This is a genomic window from Gloeocapsopsis crepidinum LEGE 06123 (genome assembly GCF_015207655.1).
GTDB classification, from domain to species: Bacteria; Cyanobacteriota; Cyanobacteriia; order Cyanobacteriales; family Chroococcidiopsidaceae; genus Gloeocapsopsis; species Gloeocapsopsis crepidinum.
Map to the genome: position 1 here is coordinate 1 of NZ_JADEWN010000083.1, position 23,129 is coordinate 23,129.

Consider the following 23,129-nt stretch of genomic DNA (forward strand, 5'->3'; position numbering starts at 1 on the left):
AGATAAGGATGACACTTTTATTCACGGGGTAAGGGGGCAAATTATACTCCTATTCAGCAACGCCAAATTTAGCGAGGAAAAGGTGAAGTTATAGTAAGTATTCTAAAAATACCTTTGCTCCTCAGCTTTTTTCTGTTTGAGCTGTTGCCGATTAAATCAACGCTCTCGTAGTAAAAATTGTCAAGTGGAGAAACTTATTCATCATGGTTTGGGCAAGAATGCTTGCCTGTCAATCCCCAAGAATGGGATGATCGTTAATAAGTGCTTAGGGCAATCTCTGAGGATTACAATTTCAGCCCACTCCATGAGCGTGCTAACCCGTCGTTAACAATAAGAGACTATGGCTGTTGCAACCCAATCCCTCGAAGAACTTTGTATTAATTCAATTCGTTTTCTAGCAATCGATGCTGTAGAAAAGGCAAAGTCTGGTCATCCAGGGCTGCCGATGGGCGCGGCTCCAATGGCATTTGTCTTATGGGATCGATTTATGCGATTCAATCCCAAAAATCCTGCTTGGTTCAACCGCGATCGCTTTTTGCTATCGGCAGGACACGGCAGTATGTTGTTGTATGCCCTGCTGTATCTAACAGGCTATGAAGATCTGACGCTTGAAGATCTTAAGCAGTTCCGTCAGTGGGAATCAAAAACCCCTGGACACCCAGAAAACTTTATGAATCCTGGGGTGGAAATTACAACGGGTCCTTTGGGTCAAGGCATTGCCAATGGAGTTGGCATTGCTATGGCGGAGGCTCACTTAGCTGCTAAGTTTAATAAACCTAATTTCTCCATTGTTGACCACTACACTTACGTTATTTTAGGTGATGGATGCAACATGGAGGGTGTTTCCGGTGAAGCGTGTTCGTTAGCTGGACACTTAGGTCTTGGTAAGCTGATTGCCCTATACGACGACAACCAGATCTCAATCGATGGCTCGACCGATCTTGCGTTTACCGAAGATGTTGGTAAGCGCTTTGAAGCCTACGGCTGGCACGTCCAAGTCGTGGAAAACGGTAACACTGATTTAGATGCGATTCACCAAGCAATTGAAGCTGCCAAAGCTGTAACGGATAAACCCTCCTTAATTAAGGTACGGACTACAATTGGCTATGGTTCTCCCAAAAAAGCTAACACTCGCCATGCACACGGTGAAGCGCTAGGTGCAGATGAAGTTAAAGCAACCCGCGAACATTTAGGGTGGAATCATGAACCGTTTGAAGTTCCTGAAGATGCCTTAAATCACTGGCGTCAAGCGATTGATCGCGGTGCAAAGTTAGAACAAGAGTGGAATCAATTATTCGAGCGCTACAAGCAGCAATATCCTGAGGATGCTCGCCTTTTAGAGCGGATGCATCAAGCTGAGCTACCTGAAGGATGGGATTCGGTGCTACCTACCTATACACCCGAAGACAAAGGAATTGCCACCCGCGCTCACTCAGGTAATTGTTTAAATGCGATCGCTGAAGTTCTTCCCGAACTGATTGGTGGTTCAGCCGACTTGGCTCCTTCTAACAATACTTTGCTCAAAACTTCCGGAGACTTCCAAAAAGGTCAATACGAAAATCGCTACATCCGTTTTGGAGTGCGCGAGCACGGTATGGGCGCAATTTGCAATGGTCTAGCACTCGATGGTTCTGGACTGATTCCTTACGGTGCAACTTTTCTCGTGTTTACCGATTATATGCGGGCGGCAATTCGTCTTTCGGCATTGTCTGAAGCTGGCGTGATTTACATCATGACTCACGACTCGATTGCGCTGGGTGAAGATGGTCCGACACACCAACCTGTTGAACATGTTGCTTCTTTACGCGCTATTCCTGAGTTGTATGTCATCCGTCCTGCAGATGGTAATGAGACTTCTGGCGCTTACAAAGTCGCAATTAAAGCTGCACGCGGTAAGCGATATAGCAACAAGACACGACCTTCTGTACTTGCGCTGACTCGCCAAGCTGTACCAAATCTTGCCGGTTCTTCGATTGAAGGAGTCACGAAGGGTGCTTATATTCTATCTGATAGTGATGGCACGCCGGACTTGATTTTAATTGGTACAGGTAGCGAAACTCAATTGTGTGTCAAGGCAGCTGAGCAGTTGCGGGGCGAAGGCAAGAAAGTCAGAGTTGTTTCTATGCCTTGTTGGGAAGTATTTGAAGAGCAAGATGCTGAATATCGGGAATCGGTATTACCTAAAGCAGTGAAAAAGCGGGTGTCAGTTGAAGCTGGCACGACGTTTGGCTGGTGTCGTTATGTTGGTGATGAAGGTATTGCGATCGGTATTGATCAGTATGGCTCTTCGGCTCCAGGTGGAGTCTGTATGGAGAAATTTGGCTTCACAGTTGATAATGTGGTATCAAAAGCAAAAGCAGTTTTAGGAGAATAATCTACAGATTGTTCTCAAGTCGCTAAAAGTTCACAGCCACCAGATTAGGGGTTCTTGCAAGAACCCCTATTTTATTAATCATTAAAACGCTACTTTGTATCCTAAACATCATACATGAATGCAAGCACACATAAATTTGTAGCTAAATAAACATACTCTACAGAAATCACCTTATTGATAAAACTGCCACTGTTAAGTGTGCTTTCACTTATAACTTAGGGTACCTGTGATTCATGCGGGAGGTCTACTGTTCCTCTATAAGGCTGCTAAAAGGATAGAAATCACAGCATTTCGCTTCAAAGCTGATATAAATAGGTAATCAAAGTACAGGAGAAAAGAATACAAGAAGAATAGTTTGCCTAGCACTTTTATCAAAGGGTACCGACAACTCATCATTTAAGCTCTCTACCTTCTACTTTATTGAGCTTACTTGATACTTCGATTTAATGTATTCAAAAATAGCTTTTTGCTACTTAATGTACAATAGCTATTTTGATAGTAAATGTAGTTTTAAATACTTACAAAAAAAACTTTAAGTGATAACTTAAGTGCCAATTGTAGTGACTTCATTGCTCAATTGGTTAATTTTAGATTAACCACAATTATATCAGCAAATATTTTTTTTATAAAAAACATGGTTGTTTGGTATAAACTGTCTTGTTAATCTAATGTTTTTCTCAGTAACACACAATAGTGTAATACCGTGACTCTGATACTGATACTCCAATGAGTTTTTTAGTAGATTTATGAGTTTATAATCCACACTTACACAAGGAAAATTCAAATGATTCAACTACTTATCCGCTTATCTCCTCCGCGATACAAGAAAACAATCAGAGCAGCTTGGTTAAAGTATTTGTTTTATCGCACAGTAAGACAAATTGCTCAACTACCAGTAGGACAAATTCCTACACGAAAAATGTTGCAGAACTTGCACCTCGGTTGGGGAAATTATGGATTTGTAGCTAACTTAGACTATCTTGAAGAAGTCGCGAAGCAAGCAGTTCAGACATCTGGTCCAATTTTAGAGTGTGGCAGCGGATTAACAACGATTATTTTGGGCTTACTTGCTGGTCGTCGTGGAGTTGAGGTTTACTCGCTAGAACATTTACCAAATTGGCGATCGCATGTTCTTGATGTATTGCAAAAACACCGAATACCAGCAGTCAATGTATGCTTATCTCCCTTACGAGACTATGGTGATTTTTTTTGGTACGACCCACCTTTGAACATTTTGCCTCAGCAATTCCAGTTAATTATTTGTGATGGTCCTCCTGGAAAAACGCCTGGAGGTCGTTATGGACTTTTACCTGTAATGAAGCAGTATCTCTCCAACGAAAATACGATCTTACTCGATGATGCTCATCGTCCTGGTGAAATGGAAACATTGGAAAAATGGGTAAAAGAGGCAAAAGTCAAGGTACAAACGCAGGCAAGGACTCAAGGAACTTATGCCTTAATTACTTATTGATTCTTGATTGACGTATCACTCGAAGTAGACTGCGACGGAGTGTGTTGCGTAAATTACTTAGCATTACTATTTTTGGAGCATCAGGTGCAGATGCAGCAGGTCTCAATTTTGTAACTATGGGTGCATACATCTGCTAATAGGTCTTGTGTAGATTCAGAAATTAACACTTATCAAGCGAACTTGATGTAAGTATCCGCCTCATCATCTTTCGTCAAGCTAAGGGTAGAAAGAAGTAAAATGTACTACCTTTGCCGAGTTGACTCTCAACAAAAATTTGACCATCTTGTAGTTCGATTAAACGACGCGAAATTGCCAACCCAATTCCAGTACCACCAGAATGGCGATCGCGCGATCGATCTGCACGCCAAAAGCGTTCAAATACGTGAGGCAAGTCTTCTTGTGCGATACCAATACCAGTATCACTCACGGCAATCCACAATTTACGCGATTGAGTCCAAGTACGAATAGTAATTGCACCTTGAGTTGTGTAACGAATTGCATTACCTAACAAATTAACGAGAACTTGCTCCACGCGATCAATATCTGCAAGCACAGGTGGTAATTGCGATGGACATTTGAGCTGCAAAACTGGACCATCTTCTAAAATCTGATCTGAAAACTTTTCTATCAAAGCTTGCAATAACGGGGAAAGATTGACTGGTTGTAGATTGATTGGTAAGTAACCTGCCTCAGCTTTCGAGAGTTCTTGTAAGTCATTAACCAAGCGCTCTAGACGTCGAGTTTCTCTAGCAAGCCGCATATAAATTTCAGTTGACGGTTCGACTCCACCATCTGCTAGTTCTTCTAGGTAGCCGCGAACAACGGTTAATGGAGTTCGTAATTCGTGCGTAAGATCGCTAATCAGTTCGCGTCGCCTTTGTTCTACGTCTTCCAAGCTAGCTGCCATGCGGTTAAAGCTAATACCAAGGCGCTGTAACTCTGGAATATCGCTTGCAGGTAGCCGTGCATCTAGTTGTCCAGCAGCAAATTTTTGAGTAATTTGTTCCATCTCCGTTAGCCGCTGCATGATGCGTTTGGATACCCAGTAACTGAGTCCTCCGGCTGCTGTAGTACTCACAACAACAGACCACACTGTACCGCGAAACCAAGCGCTTTCAAATCCATGAAGTAGTTCAGTGCGGGCAAAGCGCAAACGAAATCCAGTGCCTTCGAGTTCTTCAAGACGGACAACGAAATAGCGTGGAGAAGACACTTTACCAATAATGACAAGACTCATGACTGCTACCATCACCACTAACAAGTGTGAAAGGAACAGACGAGATGCTAGTGGCAAATTTCGCTTACGTAAATCTACTTTCGTCATAAGCTTCAGGGTGTTGTTGAGTCTTCAAACTTGTAGCCGACACCAACAACAGTTTTAATAAAAGTAGGATTAGCAGGATCGGGCTCAATTTTTTTTCGCAATCGGGCAACGTGGGTATCGACAACACGCTCATCACCGAAAAAATCACTTCCCCAAAGTTTGTCAATCAACTGCGTGCGATTCCAGACACGACCAGGATTACTCACAAAGGTGCTAAGTAAGTTAAATTCCAAGGTTGTCAGATCTAAATCTTCAGTGCGATCGCTGCTGATTTGACGACTGGCAGAGCGTTGTTCTACATCTACTATAAAATGCTGAGTTCGATGAATTTGATGTTGTCCGCCTTGGCGTAGACTCCGCCGTAACAATGCTCGTACTCGCGCAACTAACTCTCTGGGGCTAAAAGGCTTGGTCAGATAATCATCTGCACCAGTCGATAGACCAATGACACGATCAATTTCTTCGCCTCTTGCTGTGAGCATGAGGATGTAAGGATCTTTAGTACCAGGTTTTTGCCGAATTCTGGCACATACTTCCAGTCCATCTAAGCCAGGGAGCATCAAGTCAAGGATAATTAAATCAGGTTGTAGTTCTTGAAATAAGCGCAACGCAGCTAAACCATCACGACAGCTTTGACAAGAAAATCCTTCTTTTTCGAGTGCAAGTTGAATCAATCCGGCAATTTCGGCTTCATCCTCAACAATTAATATATCCATCTCCACCAAGGGTAAGCGACATCAACCGAGTATTTTTTGGGGTTTATTATTCCAGCTTAATCTTTGTGCCTCAAGATCTACAGTGCCGAATTTGGTATGAGCTTTTAATCAGAACTTATACTACTTCGTAATTTGTAATTTATTGATTACTCTAGATTCTGTATTCTCCCCTGCTACCTACATATATCAACCTCAAAGTAGAACAGATTACTACCGCTCCAGCGCTGCGCGATCCCAGTTAGCTAGATTTGCAGCCGCCTCGTATGTACTTTGAAAGAATGCAAGAATCATTGCATCAGGATTGTTCGCATGCTGCACTGCTTCATAGGGCAAAATGAATTCTCGCATATCCGCGCTGTAGAATGCTTCGTGTGGCTGAACGAGGTAATCGCGAAAACCTTCAGGTTCGGGATAAGCATAGGAGTAGAAAATTGGTTCTGCTACCGCCCCACCACCAAACCAAAAGCCACAGCTACTGACTTCGTGCGAATACGCCTCGCGTGTCACCCAGTCTGCCATGTTAGGAACTCCACCAGGATGTTCTGGAGCCATACGCCCAGAAAAGCGAGTCACTGCGAGGTCGAAACTACCCCAGAAAAAGTGTACAGGGCTAGATTTACCAATAAAGCGCGAGCGAAATGTTGTCATTATGCGGTTGGCTTGCACGAGAATTTGCCAAAACTTTTGTGCAGCCTGCGGATCGTAAGCTGCGTGTTGGCGATCGCTCTCAAATGGAATAGGATCTGCCACTTCTTGGGGCATTGTCCAAATATGTACTTCAATTCCACTAGCGCGGAGTTTCTCCATCACCTCTTGGTAAAAGTCTGCTACCGAACGCAAAGCGAGAGCAATTGTTTGAGTAATACCGTCACTTGTTTCGATGTGTAAGTTGTGCTCTAAAAAATCGAAGCTAATTGCAAAGGTGCGCGTGTTATCAGGAATGCAACCAGTTGTTAGTCCGCGTGGAGTTACGTACAAAGTAGAATGCCACCAATGATTGAGTTTGGGAGCTAACGCTAGCCGAATTTTGCCGATAATTTGAGTCCACAGATGTAGTGTTGCATACGTATCTTGCCATGCTGCAACAGGTAAGGTTGACCAAGGAGTGTTCACATGCTTGTCATGCAGCAAATCAGCCATGATAAAAACCTTTGGTTGAAGAGTAAACAGAATCTACTTTTAAATCAAATCAATTGAACTAATGACCCAAATATAAGTCTTGTATCAGTATTGTGCTAGTTTTCAATGCGATCGCCTCTCATGCTGTGCTACTTACAATCGCGTTGTTCTTGCAGATGACTAACAACATCAATGGCATTACACAGCCAGTCAAGGTAGGTCTGTTCTTTTTGCCTAACCAAATCCAGTACTAACCGTTGCATAACTTGCTCGCGACTGACAGCTGTAGCATCAAGCGGTGATAATAATGTAATCTTGTCACAATCAGCAAGCTTTTTTCGATGAGCCATAAATTCTTGTTTTAGTAGATATAGAATTTCTGCATTTGATAATTCAGCCGCAAAAAATAATTGAACAAGCAAAGGTTCGCGGATTGTTGGCAAGGGCTGATGACATTGCAGCCACTGTGAAAGTGCTGCTTTTCCTGTCTGTGTGACGCTGTAGACTTTACGATGCGGGCGATCGCGTTGCCTCTCAACGGTACAGGTAATCCAACCGTGTTCCACTAACTTGTCAAGGGTTTTGTAGATTTGCGCTTGATCTGCAGGCCACAAATGAGCAATGGTTTGATCGAAGCAGTTATTTTTGAGATCGTAGCCGGTCATCCCTTCTTTTTGTAGAAAACCTAAAATTGCGTATGCTAGCGACATCAGGCGGTTTTCCGTATCTCACGGCTCATTTAGTAGTAGTGTTGTCACCCTCTTATATACAACTATTTTAGTATATGATTAATCATATAAACAGCTAAATTTAATGAAGAGAAATGCGATCGCTGCGGTGTTCTCTTATTGAGGAATTGCGGACTATTGCAAAGATGGAATAATTTGTAACGGTCGTATAAGATACCCCACTAATGTACTAAAAAGGGAAGGCTTATTTAGAATAGGCGAGAAGTGTGTGTGAGATAGGCTATTGATCTTTGCACAAAATGGGAAAAAAGTAGCAACCGCCACTAACACAATACGTGAAATGAGTCACTTACTAGTAGTACACAAATCAACGAGCTTGTCATCCGCTATAGTGCCTCATAACAAGAAGATCTCAAGTTATTGAAGACTATCGTACTAGGAGGATGGATTCCATTGACTTCTAATCAACTTTTCCAAAGAATACGGCAACATCAATATTTGCGCAATTTACGCAACAAATTGCTACACCTCCACGCCTGTTTGCTGCAAGCAGAACGTATTAGTTACGAACAAAGACGCGGGCGAGTATCAAGTGGAGAGCTACTACAACTTGTAATTGAGCACGAACAATTTGCCTGGCTACATCGTATTTCTGAGCTAATTGTCTATATTGATGAGATGCTTTCAGCAGATGAACCAATATTGCAAGACGATCTTCAGGATTTGATGGCTGATGTTCGCGAACTGCTGATGCCATCAGAAGTAGGTAATGCATTTGAGCGAAAATATTATAATGCTCTCCAGCAAGAACCTGCTGCGGTGTTAGCACATGCAGAAGTGTCAAAACTCCTAGCATCCGATGTTGAAGCTTAAATCAACCTTCGCAGTGCGATCGCGATCGCACTGCGACAAATGCTTATTGATGAACCATGACAACACATAAAAATGTCACAGTATTGCAATCTTACTGCCACTGTACTGCCACATGCATTTAATATGCTTATTTATAAGTAGACATAAAGTCTGCTCCTCACACCACTAAATGCTTTGCCATAACACAATGGTAGGGCATTTTTTTTTGCTTAATTCCAGCTTGATTGATCGTCCCAAGGAACCTTTTGTGATGACGTAACATTGAGGCTATGCGATCGCATAGCTTCTCTTCCCAATACAAATAATCCTGCCACGCCGAGACAGACAAACCAGATGTATTGATACCAATAGCGTCGTATTTGTCCAGTCGAGTTAAGTTCGGGATGCAATGTAGATACGTAAAGTAGTAAAAAGGCTGTAAATAGCGCTCCAAACCCAACAAAGCTTAAGCCAATTAGAATACGAGCTGATTGCAATTCAGTATCACTAATCGTATCAAGATCAATTTCTGCCAACTCTAATAATGATTCTTCTGCAAGTTTTGATGCTCGCCGTAAACGATATTCTACTGACAACGGCACAATAGGCATGAGGATTGCTAATGTATTGTGACGTAGTAACGCTTCTGTATTTCGCCATCTAACTAGAGGCTTAGACTGCTGAAGTTGAAATTGAGTATACGCCTTTTTTGCGGTAAGGGGATCTGGTTCCCATTCCATATACAGTCTCCGAGGAGCAAGTATTGTAGCAATTTAGAGATATTGTACATAGAGATGACAATAAGGTACGTACGGAAACCTGCAAAAACAAATAAATGGCTCCAGTGAAGACTCAAAAATTGAAATGTCTGCTTTGAGCATCTCTGTGAGAAAGCGATCGAGATCGGTAAGTTCTGCTCATTGTGCGATCGCTATGTCGGTTCTTCTGGTAACAATGGCGCAATCATTACCAGCAACTCAGGAATGCTCCTTTGAACTACAGTCCGAACCACATCGAGATCGATGCGATCATATTGATGAGCAATAATGTCTCGCATTCCTGCTGCTCGATTCCAGGGAATTTCCGAGTGCTGCTCCCGAAACTCAATCGATAGACGCTTCGTTGCTTCACCGACAATCTGAATTTGATACAAAATTGCAGATAGCCGCAGCACATCTATTTCTAAATCGGCTCTACTCAATCCTTGAGCAAATTCGATTATTCGTTGCCCTGCTTTGAAAATATCCAAAACTGAAGCTTCATCGTTGGGCATAAACTAATCTTGCGGTTCCTAAAATTTCCTTGCGGCGAATCCAATTCTCACTCTGTTCAATTGATTTTTTGGTCAGAAAGTCAACTTTGCGCCTAAACATCGCTTCCAATTCTTGCTTCATCTCTACAATTTCAAATCCCCAATGAGCATCTGGCGCAAACTGCACCATCACATCGATATCGCTATCGGGACGAAAATCATTCCGTAGCACCGAGCCGAATAAATAAAACTCTTCCACCTTCCAGCGTTGACAGAATTGAGCGATCGCCGCTTTTGGTAGTGCGATCGCGGTGGGAACAGAGAACGGCTGAAATCCTGCAACATCAACTTTTTCCATCAGAATTGTGCAGCGAGTGATTTTGATCTTTCCTCAATTTTAGGGTTGATTAACAACTAAGCAATTCATCTTTCCCACCTATTGGTTTGATAATCTCATACACTTCTATATATAAATTTGCCGTATGTGGTTAGCGTCATTTCTACCGCCTACTGCTAATCAACTACTGTAACGATAACTTCCTCAAACGCTCAACTTAGATACATCACCTGAATGGATTGCCTTGACCAATAGATTAAACTGCACAACAATGTCATCGTCATCAATTATTTGAGCAGTGTTGAGTCATTTCAGAGATTGGGTATACTTTCTTCTCTTACGAAACATTTCCTTGTAATTCAGTGAGACGGGTTAGGACTTCTGTACTGTGAATGACAGGATTTACCTTAACAAAGGTAGCTCGTAAAATTCCCTTCGGATCGATGATGAAACTATGCCGTACTGAGAGATTACCTAGCCAAGAGCCATAGGCTTTACTCACTTCGCCTGTTGTATCCGCAAGTAAGGGAAATTTCAAACCTTCTGAGTTGCAAAACTCAGCATGGGAGTCAACTGAATCAGCACTAACACCAATGATTTGAGCATTTTGAGCTATATATTTTGGTAAGTCTTGCTGAAAACGCCGCGCCTCTAACGTACAACCCGCTGTAAAGTCCTTAGGATAAAAGTACAATACCACCCATTTACCGCGTAGATCAGTAAGTGCAATTTCTCCATTTCCTGTATTGGTTGGCAAAGTAAATTCTGGGGCGAGTTGATCGAGCGCAGGAAGTTTGCCACCAATTGCAAAGCTGGGTGGGGCAAAAAATAAAGTAGTGACAGCAAAACACAAGCTGATGATTGTACGAAGAAAATAGCGACGGGACAGCATAATGCAAACAGCAAGCTCAACTTAACATAAGTTTACATTACGTACTGCTATCTTTGTCGCTTTGTGGTTGCGTGTCAATTTGACTGATTGTTGTCGGTTGCTCTAGATGGCTAGCAGATGGTGGCTCATTTAAACTACTCACTGCTTCAATGTATTGACCGTCTATCAGAAAAGTTCCGCGTGTAAAGCGAATGCTCCAATACCCACCTGGACGGCGATCCATGACAATTCCTTCTTCACCAATTTGAATGATGTCTGGTGGGCGCAACATTGGCATGGGATCGGATGTTTTTAAGTAGGGTGGTAGTACGACGACACGCACAGTTTCTCCAATGGCAAATTCTTTAGACATAACTGGGCTTCAGCTAGTAGCTATCAGCATGACAGAATATATTCATTTTTGCTGCTGATAGCCAATTACTGATCTCTCTTAAGGAACTTGCCAAATTTTTTGGTGATATTGTTCGAGATCGGCGTAAGGATCTACTGTAGGGTGCGAGTGGTCGTGACTATGATGATGGTGATGATCGTGGTTGTGCGTATGGTTATGGGGACCTACAGTCGCTAGCCGAAACTTACACATTTCACAGTTCATTTGCACATTGCCAAGTTGAGTTTCAATTTCGCGATCGCGGAGAATGGAAAACAACTGCGGATGTAGCCCCATTTCTGGTAAACAGGTGACAGCAATATCTGGATACTGTGCTTGTTGCTGGGCAGCGATATCAAAGATCTTATTGACTAATACGCCAGTGAAGAGAAAGTAAGGCAGTACAATAATCCGTTTGGGTTGGTAAAGTCGCGCGCGGCGAAAGCCTTCTTCGAGGCGAGGATGGGTAATACCAATAAAGCAGGTTTCTACAGTTTGATAACCGCTACCTTCCCAAAGCATGCGTGCTAGTTTATAAACATCGCCATTGGCATCCGGATCGCTCGAACCGCGACCAACAAATAGCAAAACGGTATCAGCGCGATCGCAATGTGGATCGTCTACTTCAGCAAGACGCGATCGCCATAAATCAATAATTCCTGGTGTGATGCCAAAATGTCGCCCGTAGTGAAATTTCACTTGAGGATGACGTTGACGCGCGCGGTCAAGTTCGTTAGTCACATCAAATTTATTATGCCGTGCCGCAAATAACAAAATTGGTAGGGCAGAAAGTTCGGTATACCCTTGGGCGACACACTGATCGACACCTTCTTGAATCGTTGGATCTGTTAGTTCTAAAAAACAAGGGACAACAGGTCTGGAGGAATCTAAAGCTTGATAAGCAGCAGCAAAGTCTAAAACGCTTTGTCGCCCTGCTGCATCTCTGGTACCGTGACCAATCATCAGCAAAGGACGACGTAAAGGTAAAGGGGGTAACTCGATTGTACTAACTGGGTTCTTCAGTAGAGTGGAATTTACTGTATTGATGGTAGGCATCTTTGTTTTAGTGCTCCGTTCCTGTGCGACGCAGGAATATAGTGTGAGCGAGTCACAGTTAGGCATTCTGGCTTTAGAGAGTTTTGAGTTTTGAGTTGATATCTAGATTCATACCCCATGACTCACAACTTCTTTTACAGCTGCGGCACAGCCTCGGATTTACACCGAAGTTTCCCTATACTGTGACAGATCACTTGTGCCTTGTTATCTTAACTGATTCTTCCCAGTTCAAAAATACTACCGGAGGGGTTGTTGATCAATTGCTAATTGCTTGTTTGGTTGCGTTGCTGACGCTGTTGACGCCATTGCTGCATTCTTTGCTCGATCTGTTGGCGTTGTTCGGGGGTAAGAACTGCTGTTGCGCGATCTTTTGAAGATTGCATAATCTGGCGAATTTGAGTTCTTTGCGCTTCGGATAAATTTAAAGCAGCCATTGCACCACGTCGTCGTTGCCCATTTTGTGCAGCAGCTTGCCATTGTTGACGTTGTTCGGGGCTAAGCACTCCTTCGATTTGAGTGCGCGTTTCATTGCGGATTTGTTCTATTTGAGCTTGTTGTTCCGCACTGAGTTCAATACCTGCCATTTTGCCCATACCTCTGCCAGCACCTGCACGTTGTCCTAATTGAGGTGCAGCAGGTTGTGCATTAATTGCTAAAGGTGCGAAGACAGTAGAAAGTGCTATTGCTCCAGCAAACAGCGACATAAATTTTAGTTTCTTTGATGGCGACATTATTGACTTCCTCATATTTGATGTATCTATCCTAAAAACTTGCCTTCCTAAGTAGCATGAGGAAAAAGTCACGAATTGAAGTATGACTAAAGTCATGTATTGCTGATGCTGATCGTCAATAAATTCACTGTACTGAGTACAGTAATGGGTAATAGGTAGTAAGTAAGTGAAAATAAATGTAACTTAGGGTTGTTATCGGTCAATGGTCAATAGTCAGTGGAGCAATAATTAACCATTAAGTATTAACAAGCCTAAAATGTGTGAGCAATAATTACGCTCACCTACTCAACATTTAGCAAAAAATCTAGATGAGATGAATCGTCCAATCCACATTCACACACATCCTTTTCGGTTTTTACTACTACTAGAGTGGCTACTTTTACTGGCGGTTGCTATTACAGAAGCTTTATCAATTCACTTTCGCCGATTTCATGCTTTACCAACTTTAACGATTATTAGTTTAGTGTTTTTTGGATTACTAGGTTTACGAATGCCTAGAGATAAACTCATCTCTAAAATACTTTACACGGCACTAGAAATTTTCTTGATTCTTTTCGCTGGAGTTTTTGTGGGAAGAGGCATTCGGCTATTTCCATTTCTTTATATTATTCTTGTCATCCGTAGTTGTCTTATTTTTCAACTACCAGGACGCATTATAGTGACAACTTTATCTTTTACTTTATTTATCCTGACATTGAGTCAGCGATTTCAACACGTCCCTGCAGTTCCCATGTTGCAAGAACGATTGCGGTTTACATTATTAAGTTTTGCGCTTTCGTTTGGATTAAGCTTAGTATTTGTATTGTTGTTGATGAATGCTGTGCTGGCAGAGCGACAAATTCGTGAAAAACTAGCGATCGCAAATGAGCAACTGCGACAATATGCACTACGTATTGAAGATCAAGCAACCCTCCAAGAACGCAACCGCATTGCACGAGATATTCATGACTCACTCGGACACTCTCTAACAGCCTTGAACTTGCAGCTTGAAACTGCTCTAAAATTGTGGCAATCTAACCCTGCTAAAGCGCAAACTTTCTTATTGCAAGCCAAAAACTTAGGTTCTCAATCATTACGTGAGGTGCGACAATCTGTTTTGGCAATGCGCTCTGATCCGCTGCATGGTCAGTCTTTAGAAGTGGCGATCGCTGCTTTAGCGACTGAGTTTCATCGTTCTACGGGATTTTCTCCAATTTATCATCTATCACTGAACCATCCGATTCCTGCTGATGTCAAAACTGCGGTATACCGGATCGCACAAGAAGCACTTACTAATATTTGGAAACACGCACAAGCAAATAAAGTCAAAATAGATATCCAAACATCAGTGGAATCTTTACACTTGAAAATTGCAGACAATGGCAAAGGATTTGCATTAAACAAGAACACTACAGGATTTGGGCTGCAAAGTATGCGCGATCGCGTCCTTGCGTTGGGAGGTGAATTTCAAATCAACAGCGTGCCTAGTGGTGGTTGTTGTATTACTGCGACAATCCCCTTGCCAAGGTTATTGACATGATTCGCCTAGTACTGGTAGACGATCAAAATCTTATTCGTCAGGGTTTAAAAGCTTTACTTGAGTTAGAACCAGATTTACAAGTTGTCGGAGAAGCAGAAAATGGACAAGCAGCAATGCACTTGCTGCAAAAGTTGCAATCTGATGTCATACTTATGGATGTGCGAATGCCAGTAATGGACGGTGTCGCCGCAACAAAAGAAATTACTCAGCAGTTTCCCCAAATCAAGGTGCTTGTACTCACAACTTTTGATAATGATGAGTACGTTGCCGCCGCATTGCGTAATGGTGCAATGGGCTATTTGCTTAAAGATACACCCTCAGAAGAGTTAGCCGCAGCAATTCGGGCAGTTTATAAAGGTTATACTCAGCTAGGACCTGGTTTGGTTGAGAAAATTATTGCAAAAGTTCCAGAATCTTCCGCAATAACACCCTCAGGTTGGACAGAACTTACGCCAAGAGAACGCGAGGTGTTACGCTTAATTGCTGCTGGTGAAAGTAATCGAGAGATCGCCCAAACACTTCATATCTCAGAAGGAACTGTCAAAAATCACGTTACAAGTATTTTGAATCGACTTTCTCTACGCGATCGCACGCAAGCGGCTATTGTTGCTAATTCGTTCCTCCACCATGTAGAACCTGATAGAAAAAGTTAGTTGAGTTGTGAGTTTTGAGTTTAAGAGAGTCGTGAAACTTTGAGTTAAGGAAATTCTTTTAATAAATGCCTCCGGCACCTTTCTTCTCAAACAAAATTCCAAACTTTTAGTACCCCTAATTAGCAATTTATCTTTACTTAAATAGCTCCAAACACTCTTCTTTCAATAACCCCTTTGTCACTTTAATATCTCTAAAACTTCTGGCAATAACTTCATCACAAGATATATCAATTTGTGATTGGTTTATACGAATTAAGTCTTCAATAGAGATTGCACAAATAATTTCAGATATACCAGCCCAAACACATACGGTTGCACACATCGGGCAAGGTTCACCTGTCGTGTATATTGTGTATCCTGCCAAAGACAGGTTTTTTATTTGAGATGTCAGTTTGCGAATGACATTCATTTCTGCGTGGGCAGAAGGGTCATTATCTTGCTGCACAGTGTTGTGTGCTGCTGCGACAATTTTATTATCTTTAACTATTACCGCACCATAGGGCGCATCTCCTTGTTTTGCTTCTTCTAGCGCGAGTCGCATAAAATATTCTGCAGTCATCTTGTAATCATGCTAGTAGGTGTATTTCAACAATATAGAGCTTCCGTAGCTTTATGACTATAAAAAATATGCTAAATTCTAATTACATAGAATTATTTTTTCTTGTAAAAATGTCATCTATTTAGTGTAATACAATCTTTATTTATGAATAACGCGCCATCATCCAAACTAATATTATTGGGTTCGTATAATACTAGCAAGTAATGAGTATGTTGCTAGCCAGAAAAGTTATTGGATTTTATTTAGAAGATATAGAAACCCCTCTAGGAAGGTTTATTAATTTAGCAATTACAAGCCTAGTTTTAGTATCTTCAGCTATTTTCGTTATAGAGACATATCCAATCTCTAATAACTTGAAAGAAATTTTAGATGGTTTAGATATAATTATATTAAGTATTTTTGCTGTAGAATACTTATTGCGTTTTTGGTGTGCAGATTCTAAAGTAAAGTATTTTTTTAGCTTATATTCGCTCCTTGACCTTTTAGCAATTTTACCTTTCTTCATAGGCTTGGTCAATATTAGTTTTATCCGAATTCTACGTTGGTTTCGGATTCTTAGATTAGTTAGATTTATTCAAAAAAAATTCTTATTTGAACGCATTAGCAGTGAAGATAGCATTATTTTTGCTAGAATTCTGTTTACTTTATTTGCTATTATTTTTATTTATTCAGGGCTAATTTATCAAGTTGAACATCCTGTCAATTCTGATTTTAATACATTTTTAGATGCAGTTTACTTCTCTGTCGTCACTATGACAACCGTCGGTTTTGGAGATGTCACGCCTGTATCGCAAGTAGGGCGATTACTAGCAGTATTAATGATTATGACTGGTGTCGCATTAATTCCTTGGCAAGTAGGTAATTTAATTAGACAATTTATTAAAGCAAGTAACCAGGTAGAAACTCTTTGCCCTACTTGTCAATTATCTCTACATGATGCGGATGCTCAGTACTGCAAGATTTGTGGTACAAAACTGGCAAAGAGTTTGTAGGACTATTGGTTATTTATATTCAAAGTTACTATGACGTTTGATTATTCTTTAGATTTTAAAAATATTGATTTTCGCTGTTCACCTGAACTGTACCGTGTAGGTAAAGGTGAGCAAGGAGTGTTGCTAGTAGAGCCTTACAAGTCGGAGCTCCTACCATACTGGCGCTTTAAAACTCCTGAAATTGCCAGGGAATCGAGTGACAAGATTTATGAGCTATTTCTCAACTATTTAGCACAAGATGATTTTGTTGGTGCGGATATGGCGCGTAAGTTTTTGCAGATGGGGTACACGCGATCGCGTCGCTATGCCAATCATAAAAGTGGCAGGAAGTATAAAGCCAACCCCCAAAAAGCAGGTTCTCAGGAAGCCGAAAAGCAAGCGCGAAAAGAAGTTTTACCTTTAGAGATTGATCCTGTCAAAGCTGAATCAGCTGCAATCTTTAAAGAGAAATGGGCTTTAGCAAAAACGCATGAAAAATATCTTCAGCTAATGAAAAAACATCAACAGATGTACGAGTAGGAAGAATAGAACTCTGGATTGTACAGCAATAACTTCAGGTTATATAAATTCTGTTATCTGTGTAACTAAATCATTGTGACTTTAAGTAGGATAATGCGACAAAGTTACAACATAAGAAATATCAGGAGCGTGGTGTAAGCGTTGCTATACATAAATTTCACAAACTTCTGTTGATTGTAAAGATATTGCTAAGTCACTTATTCCAGTCTTGACAAAATGTTAATTATTACTGAATAAGTGAGTAATTGGTAGCTGTTACCAATCTTCGATTAGCTATTAGCTTTTGTTTAACTCAATACCAACTGCTAAATGCTTTCTCATTACCCGATCTCGAAAGGTATGATTATTTATCACGCTTTGTCACTTGGCATATATATTATTTTCTAATAAAACTCAATTCTTACTATCAGTTAATAAAATTTTAATATGTGTGTATAATCTGATAGATTTTGTTTACAATTCAGCCAGTGTATATTCCTGAACTATCAAGAGGTAGTAATGCAATAGAACCCAGCTTCATGTTATTTATCTTGCCGCAAGAAACTATGACTTACCCTATTTAGTCTAGGAAGTTGATTGCAACTGAGGAAAAGGTTTGAGAGATTTCCACGTCGATCTGTTTGACTGTGTGGAACACATGAGTAGCAATAAAAGTAAAGGTAGCAGGAAGATGAAACATCAAGGAATGACTTTGTGGTTTACTGGGTTGAGTGGTGCAGGAAAAACAACAATTAGTAAAGCGGTAGAAGAGCAACTGCGCGAGCAAGGTTACAAAGTTGAAGTTCTTGATGGTGATATTGTTCGGGAAAACTTAACGAAAGGGTTAGGTTTTAGCAAAGCCGATCGCGATGAAAATATTCGTCGTATCGGTTTTGTGGCTCAGTTACTAACTCGCAATGGAGTGATCGTCATTGTTTCTGCTATTTCTCCTTATCGTGAAATTCGTGACGAAGTACGCGGTAAGATTGGTAACTTTCTTGAAATCTATGTCAACGCGCCTTTAGCTGTGTGCGAAGAGCGTGATGTTAAAGGGCTATACAAAAAAGCCCGCGCTGGAGAAATTAAGAGTTTCACTGGAATTGACGATCCTTACGAACCGCCACTCAATCCTGAAGTTGAATGCAGAACAAACCAGGAGACTTTGTCTGAAAGTGTCGAGAAAGTGATGGCAAAGCTCAATCAATATGTTCATGCAAACAATAGTGTCTCAAAAGTTGCTTAGTTATTAGGTGTCTAAATAATAACCCACTGCTTCTAATCTATGGATAAGTGAGTGCGAGAAGGCACTTGCTCATCCTTTTTCTTATTGGGTAAAGTTTAAATAATATCTCGCTAATAGAAGTATGACTAGTTGTACAGTCGTAAAAAATCGCTTTTAAATTAACCTGTGATCCCTTTAAACTCGTTAGGACAAACACAGACACGTAAGGCAGAACACTTGCGCATTTGTCTCGATGAAGATGTCCAATTTTCGCAAACGACAAATGGATTAGAACGCTATCGTTTCATACATTGCTGTTTACCAGAGATTAACCGCGATGAAATTAGCCTAAAAACTCAGTTTTTAGGAAAACAGCTATCATATCCGCTGTTGATTTCTTCAATGACGGGCGGGACAGAATTTGCTGGAACAATTAACCGTCGTCTTGCGGAAGTTGCCCAGCATTACAATATCGCTATGGGAGTTGGTTCGCAGCGAGTTGCTCTCGAAAAACCACAAGTTGCTCCAACTTTTGCCGTGCGATCGCTTGCACCGGATATTTTACTATTAGCTAATTTGGGTGCAGTACAACTCAATTACAAATACGGATTAGATGAATGTCGGCGCGTTGTTGATTTATTGCAAGCTGACGCTTTGATTTTGCATCTCAATCCATTACAAGAGTGCATTCAACCCAGAGGTGATACGAATTTTCGCGGTTTGCTTGACAAAGTAGAGAAGTTGTGTAGCAAAATATCTGTACCAGTTGTTGCCAAAGAAGTCGGTAATGGGATTTCTGCGGCTATGGCAAAAAAATTGATGAATGCGGGAATTAGCGCAGTTGATGTTGCAGGTGCAGGCGGAACTTCTTGGGCAAAAGTTGAAAGCGAACGCGCAGAAAATAGCCTACAGCGTCGCTTAGGGATGACATTTGCAGATTGGGGATTGCCGACAGCAGAGTGTATCACGAGCATTCGAGCGGTAGCACCCGAAATTCCTCTAATTGCCTCTGGCGGTTTGCGTCATGGATTAGATATTGCTAAAGCGATCGCTCTCGGTGCAGATCTTGCAGGTTTAGCATTACCTTTCTTACAAGCTGCCGCCGAATCTGAAGCAGCGCTTTACGAGTTAGTTGAAGTATTGATTGCCGAAATGACTACAGTTCTGTTCTGTACTGGCACAGCAGATCTAGAGGAGTTCAAACGTTCAGAAGTATTGCAGCGTGTAAAAGAGGGGTGAGGAGTGAGGGGTGAGGGGTGAGTTCTAGTTGCTTTAGCAAGAAGTCCGTTCTGCAAGAGTTTTGACGACTGTCATTAATTGCACTGGATCGATAGGTTTGGAGAGGTGTGTTTGAAAACCTGCTTGTAGTGCCTTTGCTTGATCTTCTGCACGTGCATAAGCAGTAATTGCTGCGGCTGGAATTTGTTTTCCGGACTTAGTTTTCAAGTGCTTGGTTTTTTGGATTAAAGAGTAACCATCTTCTTCTGGCATACCAATATCACTTAATAGGATATCTGGTTGAAGTTGCTCAATTAAGTTTATTGCTTCGCTAACTGAACTAACTGCCGTGACATTTGCACCTGCTTGCTCTAGCATGATTTTGAGAAGTTCGCGAGCATCAGCTTCATCATCAACAACTAGCACTTTTAAACCAGTAATTCCTGATTCTGGGGAAAATTCTGTATCATTTGTCGTTTCAGGGACGTCACTCTCTCGTGGCAAGGGCAATCTTACAATAAAAGTTGCTCCTGTACCGATTCCTTGACTTGTCGCACTAATTGTTCCACCGTGTAGTTCTACCAAATTACGAGCGATCGCCAGCCCTAATCCTATACCACCCTGTTTGCGACTACTACTACTATCTGCCTGACGAAATTGTTCAAAAATATGGGGCAGAAAATCTGCACTGATACCTTGCCCGTTATCAGTTACATTTAGCTCAATATAAGTGTTCTGTTCTATTAATGATATTTCTACGCGTCCGCCATGAGGCGTAAATTTAATCGCATTTGAGAGCAAATTCCAGATGATTTGTTGCAGGCGATCGGGATCTCCAAAAACTGATTTAGTTGTTGTCAGTAGAGAATGAATTTGAATATCTTTTGCTGCTGCTGCTAGTTGAATTGTATCAATCGCCGCTTCAATAAGATTTGTCAGATGAATAGGGCGACATTGTAAGCGCAACTTGCCACGCATCATGCGGGAAATATCAAGAAGATCTTCAATAAGTTGGGTTTGGGCTTGGGCATTTCGCTCTATTGTTTCTAAAGCACGTATGGTAGTTTGTTCGTTAAGCGATCGACTGCGCAGTAACCGCGACCAACCAAGCATTGCATTAAGTGGTGTACGTAACTCGTGAGATACAACCGCGAGAAATTCATCTTTCATGCGACTAGCTTCTTCAGTTGCCATCCGTACTTGCTGTTCGCGTAGCAGCAGTTTAGCTAGCACCTCTTCTACTTCTTTGCGCTGCGTGATATCGCGCTGTACAGAAATCCAATGCGTGTACCAGCCAGTATCATCGGCAATCGGCACAATACTTAGTTCTACCCAAAATTCCGAACCATCTTTGCGGTAGTTAACTAACTCGAAAACATCAGATTGCCATTGTTGTAAAGTTGTCCGAATCCGAGTTAAAGTTTCTTTATCAGTTTTTGGTCCTTGCAGTAGCCGCGGCGTTTTCCCTAAAACTTCTTGCAAGTTATAACCTGTCATGCGCGTAAAAGCTTCATTAACATAGATAATTCGTGGACCTGGAGTTTGAATTGGTTCTGCTTCGGTAATCACGATCGCATCATTGGCATTTACGACTACAGATTCTAATAGCCGTAATCTTTCTTCTTGTTGCTTGCGTTGAGTAATATCTTTGACAAAGCAGTAGTAATCGCTAACACTGTTTTGTTGATTATTAACTTTGACAAGCGTAACTTGTTTATAAAAGTGCGATCCATCTTGGCGAATACCTCTTGCTTCACCTTCGGCTTTACCTGTCGTCAACATCTGTCGATAAGTCGCTGTGAGTTTGGCGACATCTTGGGGATGAACTGTAATCTCCCAGTTTTTGCCAATCAAATCTTCTGGCTTGTAGCCTAGTAAATGAGCATAGGCATGATTTGCTGTTAAATATTGTCCTTGAAAGTCTAACCTAGCAATGCATTCGACAGCAGTTTCCAACGCCATCGTGACTTCCCCAAGTGTTGTTGCGGATACTTCTACTGATTGACGTTCTAAGTTATTGATGACGCTAAGGACAAGCGCTACTCCTCCCCATAATCCTAGCTGCCAATAGGCTGCATTATCTGCCTCATTCCATAGCAACAGCCCAATAGCTAAACTGATAACAGCAAGCCTTAAAATGAGATTCTGCCAGGTGCTTGTTATTAGGACTATCACAAATAACGCTAGCCCAAAATCCAGTTGAGTGGTTGGTTCTAGAAGTAGTTTGCCAAAAACAACAAGTGCGATCGCAAATAAGGTGATGTTATGGCCTAGTCTGGGATAGAAAAAAGTCATTAGTATTTTGTATCAGTCATTTATCCAGGTTTTGCGGCAAGATGCTTAGCTTGTCTTAAGGTTCAACCAATGAAATTTCATTTCCATGATGCGGCTATACCCATAGCAGTAATATTTTTACTCAGTTTGCATAACAGCCGCTTAGTATCAGGACTATTTGCGGTAACTCGTAACGCTAAACGATTTGAATAGTCGTAATGTTTTTCACAGCTTTCATAGCGATCGCCCCTGATTATTAAGAAAATATAAAAAGCGTTAACACATTAACATCACTGTTTACTGCTGTAAGCTACATCTATCCTAAGGGTGAATACTGAGAAAATTCAGTTAACTCAATAAAATAAATTAGATATGGGGTAGGCAAGATGCCTGTTCATCGCATTTGATTAAGTAAATAACGGAATCTAAAGGTATTTTTTGTTACTAAAATTCATTTAATTACCGATCAACTCCACAGCATCGCGCCCATCAAAATCTTGAAGGTACACCTTAACTTGTTCTTCTTTCGCTGTAGGTAGCTGTTTACCTGTAAAATCTGGATGAATTGGTAACTCGCGATGACCGCGATCAACTAATACTGCTAGCCAAATTGCCGCAGGTCTACCATAATCATTAACAGCATTCAAAGCTGCTCGTACAGTACGTCCTTTATAAATCACATCATCAACGAGCAACACAGTTTTTCCTGTTAAATCAAAGGGAATTTCTGTTTTAGCTGGAGTGCGAATACCAATCTGATCCAAATCGTCGCGGTAAAATGTAATATCTAACGCCCCTACAGGAACTGTTACACCTTCAAGTACCTCAATTTGACGCACCAACAGATCTGCTAAAAATGCACCTCTAGTGTAGATACCTAAAATGACGAGTTGTGACAAATCCCGCGATCTTTCTACAACTTGGGAAGCAAGGCGCGTGACAGTGCGGCGGATCTCATCAGCAGAGAGAATTTCAACAACTTTAGCAGGCATAGGGGTGAGGGGTGAGGGG

Annotated in this window: 24 protein-coding genes and 1 riboswitch; of the genes, 10 read left to right on the plus strand and 14 right to left on the minus strand. The window is 41.4% G+C overall.

The window, feature by feature from the left end; genetic code table 11:
• Positions 1 to 340: 340 nt before the first annotated feature.
• Together tkt and IQ230_RS23350 are read left to right on the plus strand one after the other, a co-directional pair.
• Positions 341 to 2,374 (plus strand): transketolase, encoded by a 2,034-nt coding sequence (gene tkt, locus IQ230_RS23345; RefSeq protein WP_193934616.1) that lies wholly within the window; start codon positions 341 to 343, stop codon positions 2,372 to 2,374.
• Positions 2,375 to 3,158: 784 nt separating this feature from the next.
• Positions 3,159 to 3,845: a hypothetical protein gene (locus IQ230_RS23350; RefSeq protein ID WP_193934617.1), complete on the plus strand. Its 687-nt coding sequence runs from the start codon at positions 3,159 to 3,161 to the stop codon at positions 3,843 to 3,845.
• A gap of 211 nt (positions 3,846 to 4,056) precedes the next feature.
• On the opposite strand, the gene IQ230_RS23355 is transcribed toward IQ230_RS23350, so the two are convergent.
• The 4 genes from IQ230_RS23355 to IQ230_RS23370 form a co-directional block, all read right to left on the minus strand.
• Complete coding sequence (locus IQ230_RS23355; protein ID WP_193934618.1) at positions 4,057 to 5,169, minus strand: sensor histidine kinase; 1,113 nt, start codon at positions 5,167 to 5,169, stop codon at positions 4,057 to 4,059.
• A 5-nt stretch (positions 5,170 to 5,174) separates the two neighbouring features.
• Positions 5,175 to 5,885 (minus strand): response regulator transcription factor, encoded by a 711-nt coding sequence (locus IQ230_RS23360; protein ID WP_193934619.1) that lies wholly within the window; start codon positions 5,883 to 5,885, stop codon positions 5,175 to 5,177.
• A gap of 210 nt (positions 5,886 to 6,095) precedes the next feature.
• A complete protein-coding gene (locus IQ230_RS23365) occupies positions 6,096 to 7,025 on the minus strand; it encodes a DUF5996 family protein (RefSeq protein WP_193934620.1) in 930 nt (309 codons plus the stop codon).
• A gap of 128 nt (positions 7,026 to 7,153) precedes the next feature.
• A complete protein-coding gene (locus IQ230_RS23370) occupies positions 7,154 to 7,714 on the minus strand; it encodes a PadR family transcriptional regulator (protein WP_193934621.1) in 561 nt (186 codons plus the stop codon).
• A gap of 432 nt (positions 7,715 to 8,146) precedes the next feature.
• On the opposite strand from IQ230_RS23370, the gene IQ230_RS23375 reads away from it, so the two are divergent.
• Entirely contained in the window at positions 8,147 to 8,566 is a 420-nt protein-coding gene (locus tag IQ230_RS23375) for a hypothetical protein (protein WP_193934622.1), read from the plus strand.
• Positions 8,567 to 8,775: 209 nt separating this feature from the next.
• On the opposite strand, the gene IQ230_RS23380 is transcribed toward IQ230_RS23375, so the two are convergent.
• The 7 genes from IQ230_RS23380 to IQ230_RS23410 all read right to left on the minus strand — a co-directional run bounded on the left by IQ230_RS23380 (position 8,776) and on the right by IQ230_RS23410 (position 13,183).
• The gene (locus tag IQ230_RS23380; RefSeq protein ID WP_193934623.1) at positions 8,776 to 9,285 is read right to left on the minus strand and encodes a hypothetical protein; all 510 of its coding nucleotides are present in this window, start codon (positions 9,283 to 9,285) and stop codon (positions 8,776 to 8,778) included.
• 191 nt (positions 9,286 to 9,476) lie between these two features.
• Positions 9,477 to 9,818, minus strand: a complete 342-nt coding sequence (locus tag IQ230_RS23385) for a HepT-like ribonuclease domain-containing protein (RefSeq protein ID WP_193934624.1) — start codon at positions 9,816 to 9,818, stop codon at positions 9,477 to 9,479.
• Positions 9,805 to 10,155, minus strand: coding sequence for a nucleotidyltransferase family protein (locus IQ230_RS23390; protein ID WP_193934625.1), 351 nt, complete (start codon positions 10,153 to 10,155; stop codon positions 9,805 to 9,807). The genes IQ230_RS23385 and IQ230_RS23390 overlap by 14 nt, the downstream gene beginning before the upstream one ends.
• Before the next feature lie 316 nt (positions 10,156 to 10,471).
• On the minus strand, positions 10,472 to 11,026 hold the full coding sequence (locus tag IQ230_RS23395) for a peroxiredoxin (protein ID WP_193934626.1): 555 nt from the start codon (positions 11,024 to 11,026) through the stop codon (positions 10,472 to 10,474).
• Between the two features lie 37 nt (positions 11,027 to 11,063).
• The gene (sipA, locus tag IQ230_RS23400) at positions 11,064 to 11,378 is read right to left on the minus strand and encodes a regulatory protein SipA (protein WP_193934627.1); all 315 of its coding nucleotides are present in this window, start codon (positions 11,376 to 11,378) and stop codon (positions 11,064 to 11,066) included.
• Positions 11,379 to 11,456: 78 nt separating this feature from the next.
• The gene (locus IQ230_RS23405; protein ID WP_193934628.1) at positions 11,457 to 12,452 is read right to left on the minus strand and encodes a sirohydrochlorin chelatase; all 996 of its coding nucleotides are present in this window, start codon (positions 12,450 to 12,452) and stop codon (positions 11,457 to 11,459) included.
• A 41-nt stretch (positions 12,453 to 12,493) separates the two neighbouring features.
• Positions 12,494 to 12,664, minus strand: a riboswitch (cobalamin riboswitch).
• 51 nt (positions 12,665 to 12,715) lie between these two features.
• A complete protein-coding gene (locus IQ230_RS23410; protein WP_193934629.1) occupies positions 12,716 to 13,183 on the minus strand; it encodes a P pilus assembly/Cpx signaling pathway, periplasmic inhibitor/zinc-resistance associated protein in 468 nt (155 codons plus the stop codon).
• A 313-nt stretch (positions 13,184 to 13,496) separates the two neighbouring features.
• Here IQ230_RS23410 and IQ230_RS23415 point away from each other — a divergent pair, with 313 nt between their 5' ends.
• Positions 13,497 to 14,702, plus strand: coding sequence for a sensor histidine kinase (locus IQ230_RS23415; protein ID WP_193934630.1), 1,206 nt, complete (start codon positions 13,497 to 13,499; stop codon positions 14,700 to 14,702).
• Positions 14,699 to 15,355 (plus strand): response regulator, encoded by a 657-nt coding sequence (locus IQ230_RS23420; protein ID WP_193934631.1) that lies wholly within the window; start codon positions 14,699 to 14,701, stop codon positions 15,353 to 15,355. Before IQ230_RS23415 ends, IQ230_RS23420 begins: the two co-directional genes overlap by 4 nt.
• Positions 15,356 to 15,488: 133 nt before the next feature.
• On the opposite strand, the gene IQ230_RS23425 is transcribed toward IQ230_RS23420, so the two are convergent.
• Positions 15,489 to 15,914, minus strand: coding sequence for a nucleoside deaminase (locus IQ230_RS23425; RefSeq protein WP_193934632.1), 426 nt, complete (start codon positions 15,912 to 15,914; stop codon positions 15,489 to 15,491).
• 209 nt (positions 15,915 to 16,123) lie between these two features.
• On the opposite strand from IQ230_RS23425, the gene IQ230_RS23430 reads away from it, so the two are divergent.
• From IQ230_RS23430 to fni, 4 genes are all read left to right on the plus strand, one after another.
• Positions 16,124 to 16,906, plus strand: coding sequence for an ion transporter (locus tag IQ230_RS23430; RefSeq protein ID WP_193934637.1), 783 nt, complete (start codon positions 16,124 to 16,126; stop codon positions 16,904 to 16,906).
• A 30-nt stretch (positions 16,907 to 16,936) separates the two neighbouring features.
• Complete coding sequence (locus tag IQ230_RS23435; protein ID WP_193934633.1) at positions 16,937 to 17,425, plus strand: DUF4385 domain-containing protein; 489 nt, start codon at positions 16,937 to 16,939, stop codon at positions 17,423 to 17,425.
• A 637-nt stretch (positions 17,426 to 18,062) separates the two neighbouring features.
• Positions 18,063 to 18,647: an adenylyl-sulfate kinase gene (gene cysC, locus IQ230_RS23440; RefSeq protein WP_193934634.1), complete on the plus strand. Its 585-nt coding sequence runs from the start codon at positions 18,063 to 18,065 to the stop codon at positions 18,645 to 18,647.
• Between the two features lie 165 nt (positions 18,648 to 18,812).
• Positions 18,813 to 19,865, plus strand: a complete 1,053-nt coding sequence (gene fni / locus IQ230_RS23445) for a type 2 isopentenyl-diphosphate Delta-isomerase (RefSeq protein WP_193934635.1) — start codon at positions 18,813 to 18,815, stop codon at positions 19,863 to 19,865.
• 33 nt (positions 19,866 to 19,898) lie between these two features.
• Here fni and IQ230_RS23450 read toward each other — a convergent pair whose 3' ends face one another.
• Positions 19,899 to 22,139: a hybrid sensor histidine kinase/response regulator gene (locus tag IQ230_RS23450; protein WP_193934636.1), complete on the minus strand. Its 2,241-nt coding sequence runs from the start codon at positions 22,137 to 22,139 to the stop codon at positions 19,899 to 19,901.
• Positions 22,140 to 22,208: 69 nt separating this feature from the next.
• Between IQ230_RS23450 and IQ230_RS27535 the strand changes: the two genes are divergently transcribed.
• Positions 22,209 to 22,331: a hypothetical protein gene (locus tag IQ230_RS27535; RefSeq protein WP_265576248.1), complete on the plus strand. Its 123-nt coding sequence runs from the start codon at positions 22,209 to 22,211 to the stop codon at positions 22,329 to 22,331.
• A gap of 242 nt (positions 22,332 to 22,573) precedes the next feature.
• Here IQ230_RS27535 and pyrR read toward each other — a convergent pair whose 3' ends face one another.
• Positions 22,574 to 23,110: a bifunctional pyr operon transcriptional regulator/uracil phosphoribosyltransferase PyrR gene (gene pyrR / locus IQ230_RS23455; protein ID WP_193934638.1), complete on the minus strand. Its 537-nt coding sequence runs from the start codon at positions 23,108 to 23,110 to the stop codon at positions 22,574 to 22,576.
• Positions 23,111 to 23,129: the final 19 nt, after the last annotated feature.